The organism is Photobacterium sp. TY1-4, assembly GCF_025398175.1.
GTDB lineage: Bacteria > Pseudomonadota > Gammaproteobacteria > Enterobacterales > Vibrionaceae > Photobacterium.
In genome coordinates, this window is sequence record NZ_CP099734.1 from 2,975,348 (window position 1) to 2,993,180 (window position 17,833).

Genomic DNA, 17,833 nt, shown 5'->3' on the forward strand with positions numbered 1-17,833 from the left:
AGGCCGCCAACATACGGCCTGCGCATAAAAAAGCCACCAATCGATTGAAGTTAAAAGCGCTGCGTTGCATAGTAAGCATGATGACCCGCAACATCGGACCAGCTTGCCGCTCCCCGACTTTTACCGTCAGAACGGCATACTGCACCCCGGGCACAGATGGCCCAGGATTGAGACAGTCTGTCCGAAGAAACTGGCTACTCTTTATTCGGAGGGATCCCGAATGGCAACAGGAATGGAACAACTCGTCGCCCACACAATTTTGCAAGGTTTTGATGCCATGTACGGCCGCTTTCTCGATGTGACGGCCGGGGCACAGGATCGCTTTGAAAGCCAAAGCTGGCAGGCCGGGCACCAGGCGCTGAAAAAACGCATCAGCTTTTACGATCACCATGTCGGCCTGGTCACCAAACAAATCCAGATCATGCTCGGAAAGCGCTACGCCAACCGCACTTTTCTGATGGCGGTCAAATCCGCCTACGAGGATCTGTTGCTGGATTACCCCCGCTATGACATTGCCGAAAGTTTTTTTAATTCGGTCTACTGCCGTATTTTCGAACACCGCAATATCAACCGGGACAAGCTGTTTGTGCACAGCTCGCAAGAAGGGCGGATTGCCACCTACCCCACTTCCCTGACCCGAACCTATCACAACGGTAGCGGCCTCACCCACGTGCTGGAGCGCATGCTCGACGACACCCCGTTCACCTTGCGCTGGGAGGACAAACAACGGGATATTGCGTTGATCGTCGATAAACTCCACCAGGAGCTGGGCAGCGCCCTCGGCAGCCATCCGACCATTGAGATGATCCGCGAGCCGTTTTACCGCAACAAAGCCGCCTACCTGATCGGCCGGATCTACCTCACCGAACAGCACGCGGTGCCTCTGGTCCTGCCGGTGCTGACCAACCGCAATCGCCAGCTCTATATTGATGCCTGTCTGTGCCATGTCGATCAGGTCAGCATCATCTTTGGTTTTGCCCGCTCGTATTTCATGGTCTATGCCCCGGCTCCCGCTGCGCTGGTGCGTTTTCTGGCCGAGCTGATGCCCAAGAAAACCAAAGCCGAGCTCTATACGGCGATTGGCTGCCAGAAGCACGGCAAAACCGAGCTGTATCGCGAATTTTTACACCACCTGGCCCACTCCGACGATCAGTTCGTTCCCGCCCCGGGGATCAAAGGGATGGTGATGTCGGTATTTACCCTGCCTTCCTACGGGTTTGTGTTCAAAATTATCAAAGATAAATTTGCGCCGCAGAAAGCCATCAGCCACGCCGTGGTGCGCGAGAAATACAAGCTGGTGAAAGAGCATGATCGAGTCGGCCGGATGGCCGACACCCAAGAATATCGCCATTTTTCGTTCGATCGACGCCGGTTCAGCGAAGCGCTGCTGGAAGAGCTGCTGGCCGTCGCCCCGTCGATCATCAAGGTGACCGACGAGACCGTGATGATTGACCATCTCTACACTGAGCGGCGGATGATCCCGTTCAATCTCTATATCGAGCAGGCCGATGACGCGGATTTACGCCATGCGGTAGATGAATACGGCAAGGCAATCAAACAACTGGCAGCCGCCAACATCTTTCCCGGCGACATGCTGTTTAAAAACTTCGGCGTCACCCGCCACAAGCGCGTGGTGTTCTACGATTACGATGAAATCAGCTACATGAGCGAAATGAATTTTCGCAAAATTCCGCCGCCGCGCTATCCGGAGGATGAGCTGGCGGCCGAGCCCTGGTACAGCGTCGGCCCCAACGACGTGTTTCCGGAAGAGTTCCGGACGTTTTTGCTGATCAACCCCACGGTACGCGCCCTGTTCGAAGAGCTGCACAGCGATCTGTTCGAGGCCGAGTACTGGCAGCAACTCCAGCGCAATATCGCCAATGGCCAGTATGAGGACGTGTTCCCGTACAACGAAGAGCACAGGTTACGGAAATAATTGATCTTTGGGGGATCCGACCAGCGCATTGCACCCTGCGACATATCACATTGATGTCAATTGGCCGTATCTAATTTAAGCATTCTGGCCTAAGATTGAATGTACGCAAAAAAGTGCAATCAAATAATCATAACGAAGCAGGCACAAGGAGGGTGAAACCATGACACGATTCTGGTTCACAATGGCCTTGCTGGCAGTGGCACTGCCGACCGCAGCCGCGGAAAACAGCAACTGGGATCCGATCCCCGCCAATGAGGGATCCGGATGGTTCATCTCGTCCCAGTCCAAAAGCGTCGAGCAGTTTGATCTGTGGCAGATCGACAGCGGCTATGCATATGCGCTGGGCAAAAAGACCGAACTCTACCTCAGCACCCGCCTCAAAAGTGGCAACGAATTTCAGGGCGCAACCCGCGGCCTACTCTCCGGCGTCAAATACAATTTTTCCCCCAAACTCAGCTTGCAAAGTGCCGTCACTTCTGAATCCGTCAATGAGGAAACGGTGGTGGGGGTTGAAGTCTCCAGCCAGTATGAAGTCATTGACCGGGTCAATCTCCATGCCACAGTTGATTACGAATCCCTGGAGCAAATCTACCAAGTCGGGATTGGATTTCGTTTTTAGTCCATTCCCGTCCCGACGGTGTAAAAAACAGCTACCAACAAATATAAACGCGCGATTGGGCGCGTTTATATTCACTGAAAATCGGAAAAACTGTGTTTATGTTTCTGCCCCAAAAGGCGACAGATCCAGCACGGTTTTACTGAGCAGGATCCCGTTGCGATCGGCATAAAGCATATCCCCCGGATAAACCAGGGTATGGGCCACCGCCAGGGTGACATTCCGATCGCCGGTCTGCCTTTTTTCGGTTTTAAACGGACACGGACCCAACGCCTTGATGCCAATATCAATCGTCGCCAGGGTGGCGACATCCCGCACCGCACCGTTGACAATCACCCCTTCCCAATGATGTTTCTGAGCCAGCAGCGCCAGCTGATCGCCCAACAACGCAAACCGACACGAGCCATGGCCGTCAATAAACAAGACCTTCCCCCGGCCATCTTCCGAGACGATCTCCCGCACCAGGCTATTGTCTTCAAAGCAGCGCAAGGTCACCACCTCGCCGTAAAACAGGCTGCGCCCGCCGTAGTCCTGCAGGGTCAGCGGTAACCAGCGAACGTCCTGTTCGTAGTGATCGCATAAATCGGGTAGTAAATCTAACATCTCGGACTCCTTGATTCTTCTTGCCGGCGCTCTCCTTTACTCAGTGTAGAAAAAGTCTTTAAAATCACCCAGTTTTATTGTTGTGACACCGTCGAGCAGCACCGGCTCGAGAGACAAGACTCCATGTTCAACCCAGTAAAAGGCATGCTGCCCCCAGCGACGCGCCAACTCGGCAGCCCGCGCCCGCGATACTGGCGCGGCAAAGCTCGGCTCCAGCCAGGAGCCGTCCGGCGCGCTGCAATCGAGCGTTTGAAGCCCATTTACTTCGTGGTGGAGTTCATTTTTCAGCAATGTGTTCCGTTTTAAGTTTTCCGCTGCGTGAAGAACAATGCTTCCGGGGTTAAATGCTGTTAGAATTGCAAAACAGGGGTAAACGGGGCGTTGCCCGGCTTTAAATTGAATGGTCTGGTAGCAACACCAAAGCGAGATGTGTTCACACATGATGGCGCTCCCCTCAGTAAGTGCGGCGGATAATTTTGTAGTACATGTTAAACAAACTGACTATTCGTAATACAATTCAGTCTGTTTGATATATATCAAGGAAGCACTGAAAAGCAGTCACGAAACAAAACGAGAATATTGTTATCGGGCTGTTAAGTGCATACAATCGTCGCCATCCCACGGAAATTGTAGCCAATGCCCCTGCGATTCAGGGCTTTTTCAGCGATTCCCATAAAGAATATATTGCTGGATTACGGATGGCGTACCAAACAGGCAACTCTGTTAGCGAAGTACCCGGTGTTTTGCCCAATACTTTGCCTGTCTGTGAATTTTTTTTATAGAATTTAACTATTCAGATTTTGACCAGATTCCGTTTTTAGAGATTTAGGTACTGCCAATGCAAACCCCTCACATTCTAATTGTAGAAGACGAGCACGTAACACGTAATACCCTGAAAAGCATTTTCGAAGCAGAGGGTTATACGGTTTTTGAGGCCAACGACGGCGAAGAAATGCATCAAATGCTGTCTGAGCACCATGTTCACCTGGTGATCATGGACATCAACCTGCCGGGCAAAAACGGCCTGCTGCTGGCGCGCGAACTGCGTGAGCAAGGCGACATGGCTCTGATGTTTCTGACCGGCCGTGACAACGAAGTGGACAAGATCCTGGGACTGGAAATCGGCGCTGATGATTACATCACCAAGCCTTTCAACCCACGTGAGCTGACCATTCGTGCCCGTAACCTGCTGACTCGTGCCATGAACCAGGGTCTGCCGACCGAAGACAAGCGCTTGGTTGAACGTTACGAATTCAACGGTTGGTCACTGGAGATCAACAGCCGCTCACTGGTCAGCCCGAGTGGCGATCAGTTCAAGCTGCCGCGCTCTGAGTTCCGTGCCCTGCTGCACTTCTGCGAAAATCCGGGCAAGATCCAGACCCGTGCCGAACTACTGAAGAAAATGACCGGCCGCGAACTGAAGCCGCATGATCGGACAGTCGACGTCACCATCCGTCGTATCCGGAAACACTTTGAATCCGTGGCGGATACCCCTGAGATCATTGCCACCATTCACGGTGAAGGCTACCGTTTCTGCGGTGATCTGGGCGAAGAGTAATCATCGCGATTGCTGCCATGAACATGAAATAAGGCTCCGTACGGAGCCTTATTGTTCGGTGCTTTGCAAATTCTTGTTCGGTGCTTCGCAGATTCGTGGTCGTTACTCGGCTCAGTCGCCGGTGCGTAACGGACCGATGATCACCCCGTGCTGGATCAGGCGTATTTCCTCGCCCTTGTAGGTCAGCAACACCGCTATATCAACCGCACTGCCCGGCAACCACTCCGGTCCTTCATACAGGCTGACTTCCAGCGTCAATTCCCCTTCCGCGCGGATATCCAGATTTTCTTTGGCCAGCCACTGCTGATCGCCCTGCATCAGTAGCACCCGCTGGATCTCCAGCCCTTTCGGGATTTGATGCATCTCCTTGGTTTGCAACTTCACGGAGGCATGCACCATATCCGATGGCGCGGTGCCGTCGGCACCAATCACCGGCAGGCGCCGCAACCATAAGCGGCTGTCAAGCGTCACCACGGTGTCCCCGAGGGTGACTTCGCTGGGGGCGCTGCGCCACAGATCCGCAGGCAACGGTGTTTCGGGGGCAAGGCGCTCAGCTGCCGCTCCCTCCCCGGCTCCCGTTTCAGCCTCATCCGCACGCTCACCATCCGGCCCCTTTTCCCCAGGCGCAACCGACGGGCCGTCCTGCCCAGATTCCGGCCGGGTCGATGACGGCTCCGGCTCACTACAAGCGGCCAGCCCCAGGCTCATCACCAGGGCCAGCATCACCTGGCGTTTCATGGCTTACTTCTCCTGTCGGGCTAACCAGCCCTTCAGCACCTTAAGATCATTTTGGTAGTCATCTTTGATTTCGTCGACCCAGTCACTGATATTTTCCCACCACGCCGGCAATTCCGGAGACTGCGCCTTCTGCGCCACCTGCTGAATATGCTTGAGGCCAATTGACCCCGCAGCGCCTTTGATTTTATGGGCTTCGAACTTGATCCCGTCCTGATCCCGGGCGATCATATTCGAGTCCAGGATCTCGATGTACTCCGGCATTTTCTGCTCGAACATCGCGATGCTGTCATACACCGGCTGAGTCCCGACAATCTCCACATACGAACTCAGCATTTCCAGATCCAACAGCTGGTTGACCTTGTCATCACTCAGCTGCGCATGATTCTCCGATACCACCTCGTCCTCCGTTTCCGCTTCGTCCTCATCCAGCGGGCAGGTCAGCACCAGACGCTCAATCACACTGGTGATCGCCTTCACACTCAGCGGCTTGCTCAGGGCATCATCCATCCCTTTCTCCAGGTATTCCGCCTTGTCTTTGATCACATTGGCCGTCAGCGCCACCAGTGCCGGCAGATGATCGTACCGCTCGCGCAGTTGGCGGGCGATATCAAACCCGGACATATCCGGCAGTTGAATATCCAACAGCACTAGGTCGTAATCGTCGGGGTTAAATCTCTCCAGCGCCTCATCCCCGCGCATGGCAATTGTCACCTCATGCCCCAGGCTCTCCAGCAGCGCTTTGGCGACCGTGATGTTGAGCTCGATATCTTCGACCATGAAGATATTCAAACTCATCGGGGAGGGTGCCGGCAGCGACTCTTCCGACTCGCGTTTTTCAACCAACGGCGCGCAGATCGTCACGGTAAAAGTACTGCCCTCGCCGACTTCCGACGACACCGTGATATCCCCGCCCATCATCTGCACCAGCTGGCGGGAAACTGCCAGGCCGATCCCGGTCCCGACCGCATGCAGATTGTCACTGTCATCTTTGACCTGATAATACATGGCGAAAATCTTATCCAGCTCGTCGGGTGGGATCCCAATCCCGCTGTCTTCGACCTCGAAGGTAATATGAGCCTGCTCGTCGATCACCTCACTGCTGATCGACAGCACCACCCCACCTTCTTTGGTGAACTTGGTAGCATTGCTGATCAGGTTCCACAAGACCTGGCGCAGCCGGGTGGCGTCAGTCTCGATACAGGCCGGCAGCGCTGTCAGTTGTTCCAGATCGAAGCGCAAGCCTTTTTGCTCGGCCATCAGCGCCGAGATATTGCCCATCTCTTCGACGAACTCGGAAAAATCCAGCGGTTTGGGCAGCAGCTCCAGACGGCGACGATCGGACTTATCCATGTCGATAATGTCGTTGAAAATGTTACCCAGGGTGATCGCACTGACATAGATGGTGCGCATATAGCCGCGTTGCTCTTGATTGAGCCGGGTCTCAAGCAGCATCCGGCTCAGGCCGACAATGCCGTTCAGCGGCGTTCGCAGCTCATGGCTGATGGTCGAAATAAAGGCGGTTTTGTCCCGGCTGGCTTTCTCCTGGGCATCCTGATACTGCTTGCGCTCGGTAATATCGCGGCCAAAGCCCATCAGGCCCAGTCGCCGCCCCTCGCGGCTGTAGAACGGCACCTTGCGCAGCTCAAATACCGCCTTGCGGCCATCGGGATATTCCAGCCACTGCTCATAGGTCAGCGAGACATTCTGGTTAAAGACCTGCTGATCGGTTTCGACGATTTTTCGGGCGATGTCTTCACTGTAGACATCCCACGGGGTCAGGCCGACCAACTGTTTCTCGGTCCGGTTGGTCAGTTCTTCCATCGCCCGGTTACAGCCGGAGAACTGGCCTTTCTCATTGCGGTAGTAGATCAGATCCGGCGAGGCGTCAAGGAAGGATTTGAGCAACGCGCTTTGCTCTGCCAGCTCCAGCTGAGCATTTTCCCGCTGGTACACCTCGTTTTCGAGATCCAGCATCGCTTCTTCGCGCGCTTCCTCCGCTTTTTTCCGCTCTTCAATTTCCTGATTCAGCTGGGCGATATTCTCCTGCAACTGCTTATTGAGCTGCATATCGCGCGAGCGCATCTCTTCGAGCTTGGTGACCAGCTTCGACAACCGCTGACGCGAGTCTTCGAGCTGATCCACCACCACCGACAGAAAATAGACCGCCCACGGGGTGATCAGCAGCCCGAAAAACACCGATCGGACGATATCGATGTTGAGTACTTCGCCCTGAAGCACCAGCGTCACCCCGACCTGCACCACGACCGCCAGGGCAACCAGCGCCAGCGCCAGCAACAGGCTGAAGCGCACGATTCCGAGCTTAACCAGCAAGTCGACATAGAACTGAGCCAGCACTTTGATTTGTTTCATGAATTATTCCTGCTCATAAAAGGCTACGCTTATGATAATCATCCCGGGGCCAGAACCAAAGGAGATGTCCCACAGATATAACAAAGCCTGCTTGAAGCAGGCTCGTTTCATTCCCGGATTGGCCCGGTTCAGCGCTCGCTATCGGTCATCACCATGGTACAGTTGCGCCCGGCCGCCTTGGCTTTATAGAGCGCGATATCGGCCATTTCGACCAGGTCCCCGTAGTCCTGAGTCGGCAACGGCGTCACCGTGGCAATCCCCAGGCTGACGGTCAGCTTGTCATCCACATCTGAATAGGCATGAACAATGCCCTGCGCCGCCAGTTGCTGGTGGACCTTCTCGGCCACCACCAGCCCGCCTTCCGGGTTGGTATTGGGCAGCAGAAAGGCAAACTCCTCACCGCCGTAGCGAGCCACTTCATCGGTTTCGCGCCGGATCACGTCACGGAACACCTTGGCGACCTCCCGCAACGCATAGTCGCCCTGCTGGTGGCCATAGTTATCGTTGAACGCCTTGAAGCTGTCGATATCACACAAAATCAGGGTCAGCGGTTTTTGCTCCCGGATATGGCCATGCCAGAGCTTGCGCAACTGCTCGTCAAAGTAACGCCGGTTGGCCACCTTGGTCAGGCTGTCGACAAAACTCATTTCCTGCAGCTCCATAATCGCATCCGCCAGCTGCTGCTCGGCCATCCGCCGCTCCGTCACATCCCGGGCCATCACCAGCACCCCGGGCACGCCGTCCGTCGGGTCCCGATATGGGGTTTTCACCATCTCGTACCAAATCGGGGTGCCGTCTTCGAGAATCACATAATCATCGGTTTTGACCGTTTTGCCTTCCCGCAGGACCTGGCGGTCGGTTTCCTGAAACTCTTCCCATTTGTCCGGCTCCAGCACATCCGCCGCCGACTTGCCGAGCAAGGTCGCCTGGGTAAAGCCCAGCGCGCGGGCAAACGGCTCATTGCAGCCGACATAAATACCGTGTTCGTTATACAGGCCAATCGGATCCGAGCTGGCTTCAAAAATCGTGTTGAGCAATGAGCTGCGCTGGGCCAGGGCTTGCTCGGTGATCTCCCGTTTCTCGATCTCCTGCTTCAGACTCTCCTGCATATCATGCCAGTCCGTCACATCGTGGCTGATCGACAGCGTACCAATCACCTCGCCGAGATCATCAATCAGTTGGGTTTTATTGGTTTCCAGTAACCGACTGGCCCCGTCCGGCGCCGTGGTCCAGGTATGCAGCGGATGCAGGGAAGCCGCCATGTTCTCATCGTCCATTACCCCTTCCGAGAACCGACCGCGCCAGAAGCGGTTGAAGGCTTTATTGGTACCGATGATCTGGCCGCTGCGATCCTGGTAGTACACCAACTCAGACAAGGAGTTCAGCACCTGCTGGAAAATACGCTGCTCCTGCTCAAGCTGGGCAGACGATGCCGGCTGTTGGGGCGGTTGCGACAAATACAGCAGCCAGGACGCCTGCCATTTAAAACGAATCGGCTGCCCGGCAACCGCAAGTGATGAGGCAGACCCGGGTTTAAGCCGAAGGGGCTCGGGGGCATTCTGCAATCCAGGGCGATACGACAGCGGCCGGAGAAAATCACACAGCATCTCGGCGCCGATCTCATCCGGATAGAGATAACGGCTGCCCAGTTTGCGAACCCCTATCAACTCACAGCAGCGTTTGTTGGCATAGAGCAAGGCGCCGTCTTTGCGCCGGATAATCGCCACCGCCAACGGCAAATCGGTCAAGATAAGGTGCAACCGCCGGAACGACGCCGCATCCAGGTGTAGCAGCATCATCACCAGCAACCCGCAGCCGACCACAGCCCCGGTCACGATCAGGACCGACAGCAATACCGGATGACCGACCCGATCAGCCGTCTCGGCGGCCAGCCCGGCCACCGGGAACATGGAGAGAGCAGCCAACCCGGCCGGGCGGCGAACAAAACGCAACATGCTTGATTTTCTATCGTGGCGAAAAAATGAGTCGATAATCTAACATAGTTTGTACAGCCACTATAGCGCTGGCCGGGCAATAAATGGTTGGTCCAGCGCGCTGCCCTGCGCGCCGTCCCGGATCAGTTGCCGACTGATTTCCGTCATCGCCAGCCAGCGGTTCTCACACCAGTCCGGCGCCAGCAAGGTCGGTTTGCGGGCATTGGCCGACACCCGGTGGTAGACCACATTCGCGGGGGTATTGCGGATCATCGCGCTGGCGATATCCACATAATCCGCCAAGCTGATCTCGCTCATCCGACCGGCCTGCCAGGCCTTGGCCATGGTACTGCCGGTCACAATATGCAGCGGATGCAACTTGATGCCATCGACCCCGACCGCCACCACCCGGCGCAATGTCTCCAGGCACTCAGCCTCCCCTTCCCCCGGTAATCCGACAATCAAATGGGTACACACCTTGAGCCCCAGCGCTCGGGCCTGCTCGGCAACCCGGGCATAGCAGGCAAAATCGTGGCCGCGATTGATGCGCTTCAGCGTGTGGTCATGAGCCGTTTGCAGCCCCAGCTCGAGCCAAATTTCATAGCCCTGACGCTGGTATGCGGCCAGCAGCGTGAGTACGGCCGGCGGCACACAATCCGGCCGGGTCCCGACGCACAAGCCGACGATATCCGCCGCCGTTAACGCTTCTTCATACATCGCCTTCAAAGCCTGCACTTCCGCATAGGTACTGGTATAGGCCTGAAAATACGCCAGATAGCGCTGCGCCCGGTTCACCTCCCCCGCCCGCGCCCGGAGCTGGTCACGGATCGGCAGAAACCGGGCCTGCTCATCGGCAAAGGACGCGACGTTACAGAAGGTACAGCCGCCCCGCCCAATCGTACCGTCCCGGTTCGGGCAACTGAATCCGCCGTGCAGTGTCAGCTTATGGACCTTTTCCCCGTACCGGCGCTGTAAATCCTGCCCGAAGGTATTGACGAGTTCATGCAGTTGCATGGCATTCCCCGAATAGTGAATGAAAGCCGCGCAGGTTAGCACCAAAAAACAGCCGAAAATTTGTGCCAAAACAATAAAACCATCGTGCCAAAGCAATAAAAAGAACCACAGGCGGCCATTCTCTGTAGCACTCAAAGGGCGTGTAATTAAAAAACAACAAAATGAAACCCTGCGGCAACAAAATTACCGACATAAATGACTACTGAGCTCGCGGACTTTGTCGTCAATATTCAAAATGAGAGGCATTATCGACTAAACAACCGATTACAACCGCTAGCCATTCATCAACCCGGCAATTTTATGCAGACGACCCTTCAATAATTGTTGGTAATTAATCAATCAAAAATGTAGGATAGTTACAGCTGTGCGCAATTTATGAACAATAAAAATGACGAAATCACCCTACTTTTTAGTGATTTCTGTCACATCACCAGTACAGCCGTAGCACTTTTGCTAACCAGGACAGAGGTGCTACAGCATTAAGTTTGCTTTTGATTTGAAACATCATCCCACAGCAAACACACATTGCCCGGGCAGGACAAGAGGTCCATTTATCCCCTGCAATGTCATAACACCGATTAGGGATAACTCGGGCTTCTGGATTGAGGCCTGTTGAAACTGGAAGGAAGTATCTATGACAGATCAAGCGCAGAAGGCTCAGGGACTGTACGTACCTGAACTCGAGCACGATGCCTGTGGTATCGGCTTTGTCGCCCATCTCAAAAACCGCAAATCCCATCAGATTGTCACCCAGGCGCTGGATATGCTGGCCCGCATGGAACACCGGGGTGGCCAGGGATGTGATCCGTGCAGCGGTGACGGTGCCGGTATTTTGCTACAAAAGCCCCATGAATTCCTGCTGGAGGAAACCGTCAAGCTCGGGATCCGGCTGCCGGCCTTTGATCAGTACGGGGTGGGTGTCGTCCTGTTTCCGAAAGACGAAGACAAACGCCAGCAATGCCGCGATATTCTCGAGCGTAACGCCAAGCGTCTGGACCTGGAGATTATCGGCTACCGGGTGCTGCCGGTCGACAATTCCATGATCGGCGCCGATCCGCTCAGCACTGAGCCGCAGTTCGAACACGTGTTTGTCACCGGTGGGCCGGGCCTGGAACCTGCCGCGCTGGAGCGCAAGCTGTATGTGCTGCGAAACTACACGGTGCGGGTCTGCCTCGAAAGCATTGCCAACATCGGTGATGACTTCTACATCAACTCGCTGTCTTACAAAACGCTTGTCTACAAGGGGCAGCTCACCACCGAGCAAGTCCCGCAGTACTTCCTTGATCTGCAGAACCCGTCGATGGTGACGGCCCTGGCGCTGGTTCACTCACGCTTTTCAACCAATACCTTCCCGAAATGGCGTCTGGCGCAGCCTTTCCGTTACATCGCTCACAACGGGGAAATCAACACCGTACGCGGCAACCTGAACTGGATGAAAGCCCGCGAGGCGATCCTCGAATCGGACCTGTTTACCCAGCAGGAAATCGACATGCTGCTGCCGATCTGCCAGGAAGGCAGCTCGGACTCGTCAAACTTTGATATGGCGCTGGAGCTGCTGGTGCTCTCCGGTCGCAGCCTGCCGCATGCGCTGATGATGCTGATCCCGGAAGCGTGGCAGGAAAACAAAAATCTGGATCCCAAGCGCCGTGCGTTCTACCAGTACCACGCCAATGTGATGGAGCCGTGGGACGGCCCGGCCTCGGTCTGCTTTACCGATGGTGTCCAGGTCGGCGCAACGCTGGATCGCAACGGCCTGCGCCCGTCGCGCTACACCGTGACCAAAGACGACTTCCTGATCATGGCATCCGAATCCGGCGTGGTGGAGATCGCGCCGGAAAACATCCAGTTCCGTGGCCGCCTACAGCCGGGCCGGATCTTCGTGGCCGACCTGGAGCAGGGGCGGATCATCTCGGATGAAGAAGTCAAAGACACCATTGCCTCCACCCAACCATACGAGCAATGGGTGCAGGACAACCTGCTGAGTCTGAAATCGCTGCCGGATGCGGATAACCGCCACCATCAACCGACGCCGGAGCGTCTGCTGCACCACCAGCAAGCCTTCGGGATCAGCTCAGAAGAAGTCAATGATATCCTCGTACCGCTGGCCAAAACCGGCTACGAGCCGCTCAGCGCCATGGGGGCCGACTGGCCGCTGGCTGTGCTGTCACACCAGTCGCAACACCTGTCGAACTACTTCAAGCAGTTGTTTGCCCAAGTCACCAACCCGCCGATCGACCCGATCCGCGAGCGGATGGTCATGTCGCTCAACACCTACCTCGGCAAAGATCAGAACCTGCTGAGCGAAACCCCGGAACACTGCCAGAAAGTTGAGCTGGAGTCGCCGGTGCTGAGCAATGCTGAGCTGGAAAAACTACGCGCGATCGATAACGAGCACCTGCAGGCCAAAACGCTGGATATCGTGTTCCGTGCCAGCGGCGAGCCGGGCAAGCTCGAGCGCGCCCTCAAGCGGATTTGCCAGTATTCGGAAGATGCGGTGATCGACGGCTATTCGATCATCATCCTGACCGACCGGGCGGTGAACTCCAACCATGCGGCCATTCCGGCGATGCTGGCAGTCGGCGCAGTGCACCACCACCTGATCCGCAAGGGCCTGCGCGCCAAGTGTGACATTGTGGTCGAAACCGGGGATGCCCGTGAAACCCACCACTTTGCCACCCTGGTCGGCTACGGCGCCAACGCCGTCAACCCGTACTTGGTGACCGAAACCCTGGTTGATCTGCAACGCACCCGCAAGCTGGATCCGGCGCTGTCAGTCGACGAGCTGTTCAACAACTACCGCAAAGGGATCAACGGCGGTCTGTTGAAGATTTTCTCCAAGATGGGGATCTCCACCCTGCAGTCCTATCACGGCGCACAGATTTTCGAAGCGCTGGGGATCAGCAAATCGGTGGTCGACAAATACTTCACCGGCACCGTGTCGCGCATCGAAGGCCTGACCATTGACGACATCGCCAAAGAAGTGCTGATCCGTCACCGGGTCGGCTACCCGACCCGGGAAATCCCAATCCAGATGCTGGATGTCGGCGGGGTTTACCAGTGGAAACAGCGTGGCGAGAAACACCTGTTCAACCCGGAAACCATTTCGTTGCTGCAACAGTCGACCCGCAACAAGGACTACGGCCAGTTCAAGCAATACGCCAAAGCGGTGGACGATCAGGCCGATGACGCCGCAACGCTGCGCAGCCAGCTGGACTTTATCAAAAATCCGGCCGGGGCCATCCCGCTCGAAGACGTCGAGCCGGTCGAGAACATCCTCAAGCGCTTTGCCACCGGGGCGATGAGTTTCGGCTCGATCTCGTACGAAGCGCACTCGACCCTAGCCGTAGCAATGAACCGGATCGGCGCCAAGTCGAACTCCGGCGAAGGCGGCGAAGATCCGATCCGCTTCGAGAAAAAAGCCAACGGCGACTGGGAGCGCTCGGCGATCAAACAGGTCGCTTCCGGCCGTTTCGGCGTAACCTCCTATTACCTGACCAACGCCGATGAGCTGCAAATCAAGATGGCTCAGGGTGCCAAGCCGGGCGAAGGCGGTCAGCTGCCGGGCGATAAAGTCGATGACTGGATTGGCGCGACCCGTCACTCCACCCCGGGCGTCGGCCTGATCTCGCCACCGCCGCACCACGATATTTACTCGATCGAGGATCTGGCGCAGCTGATCTTTGACCTGAAAAACGCCAACCGCGCCGGTCGGGTGAACGTCAAGCTGGTCTCAGAAGCCGGGGTCGGCACCATTGCCTCCGGTGTCGCTAAAGCCAAAGCAGACGTGGTGCTGATCGCCGGGTTCGACGGCGGCACCGGGGCCTCACCGATGTCCTCGATCCGTCATACCGGCCTGCCTTGGGAGCTCGGCCTGGCGGAAACCCACCAGACCCTGCTGAAAAACGGCCTGCGCAACCGCATCGTGGTTCAAAGTGACGGCCAGATGAAGACCCCGCGCGACCTCGCCGTGGCGACCCTGCTCGGTGCCGAGGAATGGGGCATCGCGACCGCTGCGCTGGTGGTGGAAGGCTGTATCATGATGCGGAAGTGTCACAAGAACACCTGTCCGGTCGGGATTGCGACCCAGAACAAGACGCTGCGCGAGCGTTTCGACGGCCGGGTAGAAGATGTCGTGACCTTCTTCCATTACATGGCGCAGGGTCTGCGTGAAATCATGGCTGAACTGGGCTTCCGCACCATTGAGGAGATGGTCGGCCAGTCCCAGAAACTGAAGATCCGCGACAACATCAGCCACTGGAAATACCAGAACCTGAATCTCAGCCCGGTGCTGCACATCGAGCCTGCCCGGGCAGAAGACGGCGTCTATCAGCAGCGTGAGCAAGACCACGCGCTGGAAACCATCCTGGATCGCCGCCTGATTGAAACGGCAGCGCCAGCCCTGTATGAAGGCAAGACGGTGGAAGCCACGTTTGACATCATCAATACCGACCGCAGTACCGGGACCATGCTGTCGAACGAAATCTCCAAGATTTACAAAGACCAAGGCTTACCACAGCCGATGAAGGTCAAGTTCAACGGCTCCGCCGGCCAGAGCTTCGGGGCGTTCCTCGCCAAAGGCGTGACCTTTGAAGTGGAAGGGGATGCCAACGACTACTGGGGTAAAGGTCTGTCCGGCGGCACCCTGGCACTCTACCCGGACCGCCGGACCGACATCATTCCGGAAGACAACATCGTGGTCGGGAACGTCTGCTTCTACGGCGCGACCTCCGGGGAGTCCTATATCCGCGGCATGGCCGGCGAGCGCTTCTGCGTGCGTAACTCCGGCGCCAAGGTGGTGGTCGAAGGCGTCGGCGATCATGGCTGTGAGTACATGACCGGCGGGATCGCGGTGATCCTCGGCCAGACCGGACGCAACTTTGCCGCCGGGATGAGCGGTGGGGTCGCCTACGTCTGGGATCAGTTCGAAGACTTTGCAACCAAGCTCAATCCGGAGCTGGTCGATCTCGATCCGATTGAAGACGAAGACAAGGTCCTGCTGCGCGAAATGCTGACCAAACATATCGACTATACCGGCAGTACAGTGGCTCAAACTTTCCTCGATAACTTCGAGGGGAACCTGGCCCGGATGGTCAAAGTGATGCCGCGGGACTACAAAGCCGTCCTACAGCAGCGCAAAGCAGAAGCAGAGAACAAGGAAGTATTGGAGGCCGTCGATGGGTAAGCCGACTGGATTTTTAGAATTTGGCCGCGAGTTGCCAAAGAAAGTGGATCCGAGCGTCCGGATCCAGGACAACAAGGAGTTTGTCCTCAACGACGCGTTCGGGGACAAAATCAACACGCAGGCGTCGCGCTGCATGGATTGCGGGGTGCCGTTCTGCCACAACGGCTGTCCGATCGGCAACATCATTCCGGAGTTCAATGATGCGGTCTATCGCGACAGCTGGGAAGAAGCCTGGCATATCCTGAGCTCGACCAATAACTTCCCGGAGTTTACCGGTCGGGTGTGTCCGGCGCCGTGTGAGAGCAGCTGTGTGCTCGGCATCAACCAGGATCCGATCACCATCTGTAACATCGAGAAAACCATTGTCGAAACGGCATACCGCGAAGGGTATGCCAAACCGAAGACACCGAGAAAACGTACCGGCAAGACCGTCGCCATTATCGGCAGCGGTCCGTCCGGTCTGGCAGCGGCGGAGCAACTCAACAGCGCCGGCCACAGCGTGACTGTGTTTGAGCGCGATGAAAAAGTCGGTGGCCTGCTGCGGTTCGGGATCCCGGATTTCAAGCTCGGCATGGATATCATTGACCGTAAAATCAACCTGATGGCTGAAGCCGGGGTCAAATTTGAAGTCAACGCCCATATCGGGGTCGACATCAATGCCCAGCAGCTGCGCCAAGAGTTTGATGTGATACTGCTGACCGGCGGCTCTACGGTTCCGCGGGATCTGCCGATCCCGGGCCGCGAGCTCAAAGGCGCCCACTATGCGATGGAGTTTCTGGCCCAGAACAACCGCCGCGCCAACAACATGGATCTGAAAACCGAAGAAATCCATGCCAAAGGCAAACATGTGGTGGTGATCGGCGGCGGGGATACCGGCTCGGACTGTGTCGGTACCTCGAACCGTCACGGCGCGGCCAGTATCACTCAGGTCGAAATCATGCCGATGCCGCCGGAGCAACGCCCGGTCAATCAACCGTGGCCGGCCTATCCGATGATCCTGCGCACGTCGACCTCCCACGAGGAAGGCTGTGAACGACACTGGAATATTCTGACCAAGGAATTTATCGGTGACGAAGCGGGCAACCTCAAGGCGCTGCGCATTGCCGATATCCAGTGGCTCGAAGCCAAGCCGGGTGAGCGGCCGGGCTTTGAGGAAGTCCCGGGCTCGGAGCGAATCATTCCGTGCGATCTGGCATTCCTGGCGATGGGCTTTTTGCACCCGGAGCCGAACGGCGTGCTGGCGCAGCTGGATATTGCACTGGATGAACGCGGCAACGTCGCCACCCAGGGCTTTGCCACCAACCAGAAGGGCGTGTTTGCTGCCGGGGATATGCGGACCGGTCAGTCCCTGGTGGTCCGCTGTATCAACGAAGGCCGTGAATGTGCCCGTGAAATCGATGCTTTCCTGATGGGTAATTCCAATCTGGAGGCCAAATCCGATTCACTTATGCTGTCTGAAGCCTGATTCCATTCAGTATTATCCTGAAAACCAAGCCGGCTCTCATGAGCCGGCTTTTTGTGACCGAATGAATCAGGATTCCCGAGCAGGCGTTGCCTGATCCTGGTGAATCCTGATTTGGTATAGCCCACCCTTCCCCCCCGAACATGAGCAAGAAAGTTCTAACTTTTCAGACAGTTCCCAGCCCGTTTTTCCTGCACTAAAATGTGAATTTATTGTTGCAGAAAAAGTAAAAACAAATGAATTCCAATATGTTACGCCGAACCCTGTTCATAGATACGAGATTTTACTGCTCCTGTGATATGAATTTGACCTTTTTGTAAAATATCGTTAACTTCAAAGGATGCTGGAAGCACAGATGGCGATCAGGGAGATCGCCATAAATATGCAGTAAGACTGCCCGGAGCGGGCAGAAGCAAGGGA

The 17,833-nt window shown here is 56.2% G+C and carries 11 protein-coding genes; 5 read left to right on the top strand and 6 right to left on the bottom strand.

Annotated elements, in window-relative coordinates:
* Positions 1–220 precede the first annotated feature (220 nt).
* Positions 221–1,936, top strand: a complete 1,716-nt coding sequence (gene aceK, locus NH461_RS13880; protein WP_261600916.1) for a bifunctional isocitrate dehydrogenase kinase/phosphatase — start codon at positions 221–223, stop codon at positions 1,934–1,936.
* 160 nt (positions 1,937–2,096) lie between these two features.
* Positions 2,097–2,555, top strand: a complete 459-nt coding sequence (locus tag NH461_RS13885; RefSeq protein WP_261600917.1) for a hypothetical protein — start codon at positions 2,097–2,099, stop codon at positions 2,553–2,555.
* 96 nt (positions 2,556–2,651) lie between these two features.
* Here the strand turns inward: NH461_RS13885 and NH461_RS13890 are convergent, their stop codons facing one another.
* Together NH461_RS13890 and NH461_RS13895 are read right to left on the bottom strand one after the other, a co-directional pair.
* On the bottom strand, positions 2,652–3,155 hold the full coding sequence (locus NH461_RS13890) for a putative 4-hydroxy-4-methyl-2-oxoglutarate aldolase (RefSeq protein WP_261600918.1): 504 nt from the start codon (positions 3,153–3,155) through the stop codon (positions 2,652–2,654).
* A 36-nt stretch (positions 3,156–3,191) separates the two neighbouring features.
* Positions 3,192–3,596, bottom strand: a complete 405-nt coding sequence (locus NH461_RS13895; RefSeq protein ID WP_261600919.1) for a DUF3293 domain-containing protein — start codon at positions 3,594–3,596, stop codon at positions 3,192–3,194.
* A 397-nt stretch (positions 3,597–3,993) separates the two neighbouring features.
* Between NH461_RS13895 and arcA the strand changes: the two genes are divergently transcribed.
* Positions 3,994–4,713 (top strand): two-component system response regulator ArcA, encoded by a 720-nt coding sequence (gene arcA, locus NH461_RS13900; RefSeq protein WP_261600920.1) that lies wholly within the window; start codon positions 3,994–3,996, stop codon positions 4,711–4,713.
* Positions 4,714–4,824: 111 nt separating this feature from the next.
* Here the strand turns inward: arcA and NH461_RS13905 are convergent, their stop codons facing one another.
* The 4 genes from NH461_RS13905 to NH461_RS13920 form a co-directional block, all read right to left on the bottom strand.
* Positions 4,825–5,451 (bottom strand): hypothetical protein, encoded by a 627-nt coding sequence (locus NH461_RS13905; RefSeq protein ID WP_261600921.1) that lies wholly within the window; start codon positions 5,449–5,451, stop codon positions 4,825–4,827.
* A gap of 3 nt (positions 5,452–5,454) precedes the next feature.
* On the bottom strand, positions 5,455–7,821 hold the full coding sequence (gene arcB / locus NH461_RS13910) for an aerobic respiration two-component sensor histidine kinase ArcB (protein ID WP_261600922.1): 2,367 nt from the start codon (positions 7,819–7,821) through the stop codon (positions 5,455–5,457).
* Positions 7,822–7,949: 128 nt separating this feature from the next.
* Positions 7,950–9,776, bottom strand: coding sequence for a diguanylate cyclase (locus NH461_RS13915; protein WP_261600923.1), 1,827 nt, complete (start codon positions 9,774–9,776; stop codon positions 7,950–7,952).
* Between the two features lie 60 nt (positions 9,777–9,836).
* The gene (locus NH461_RS13920) at positions 9,837–10,769 is read right to left on the bottom strand and encodes a TIGR01212 family radical SAM protein (protein WP_261600924.1); all 933 of its coding nucleotides are present in this window, start codon (positions 10,767–10,769) and stop codon (positions 9,837–9,839) included.
* A gap of 634 nt (positions 10,770–11,403) precedes the next feature.
* Here NH461_RS13920 and gltB point away from each other — a divergent pair.
* Together gltB and NH461_RS13930 are read left to right on the top strand one after the other, a co-directional pair.
* Positions 11,404–15,951, top strand: a complete 4,548-nt coding sequence (gene gltB, locus NH461_RS13925) for a glutamate synthase large subunit (RefSeq protein ID WP_261600925.1) — start codon at positions 11,404–11,406, stop codon at positions 15,949–15,951.
* Complete coding sequence (locus tag NH461_RS13930) at positions 15,944–17,416, top strand: glutamate synthase subunit beta (protein ID WP_261600926.1); 1,473 nt, start codon at positions 15,944–15,946, stop codon at positions 17,414–17,416. Before gltB ends, NH461_RS13930 begins: the two co-directional genes overlap by 8 nt.
* Positions 17,417–17,833: the final 417 nt, after the last annotated feature.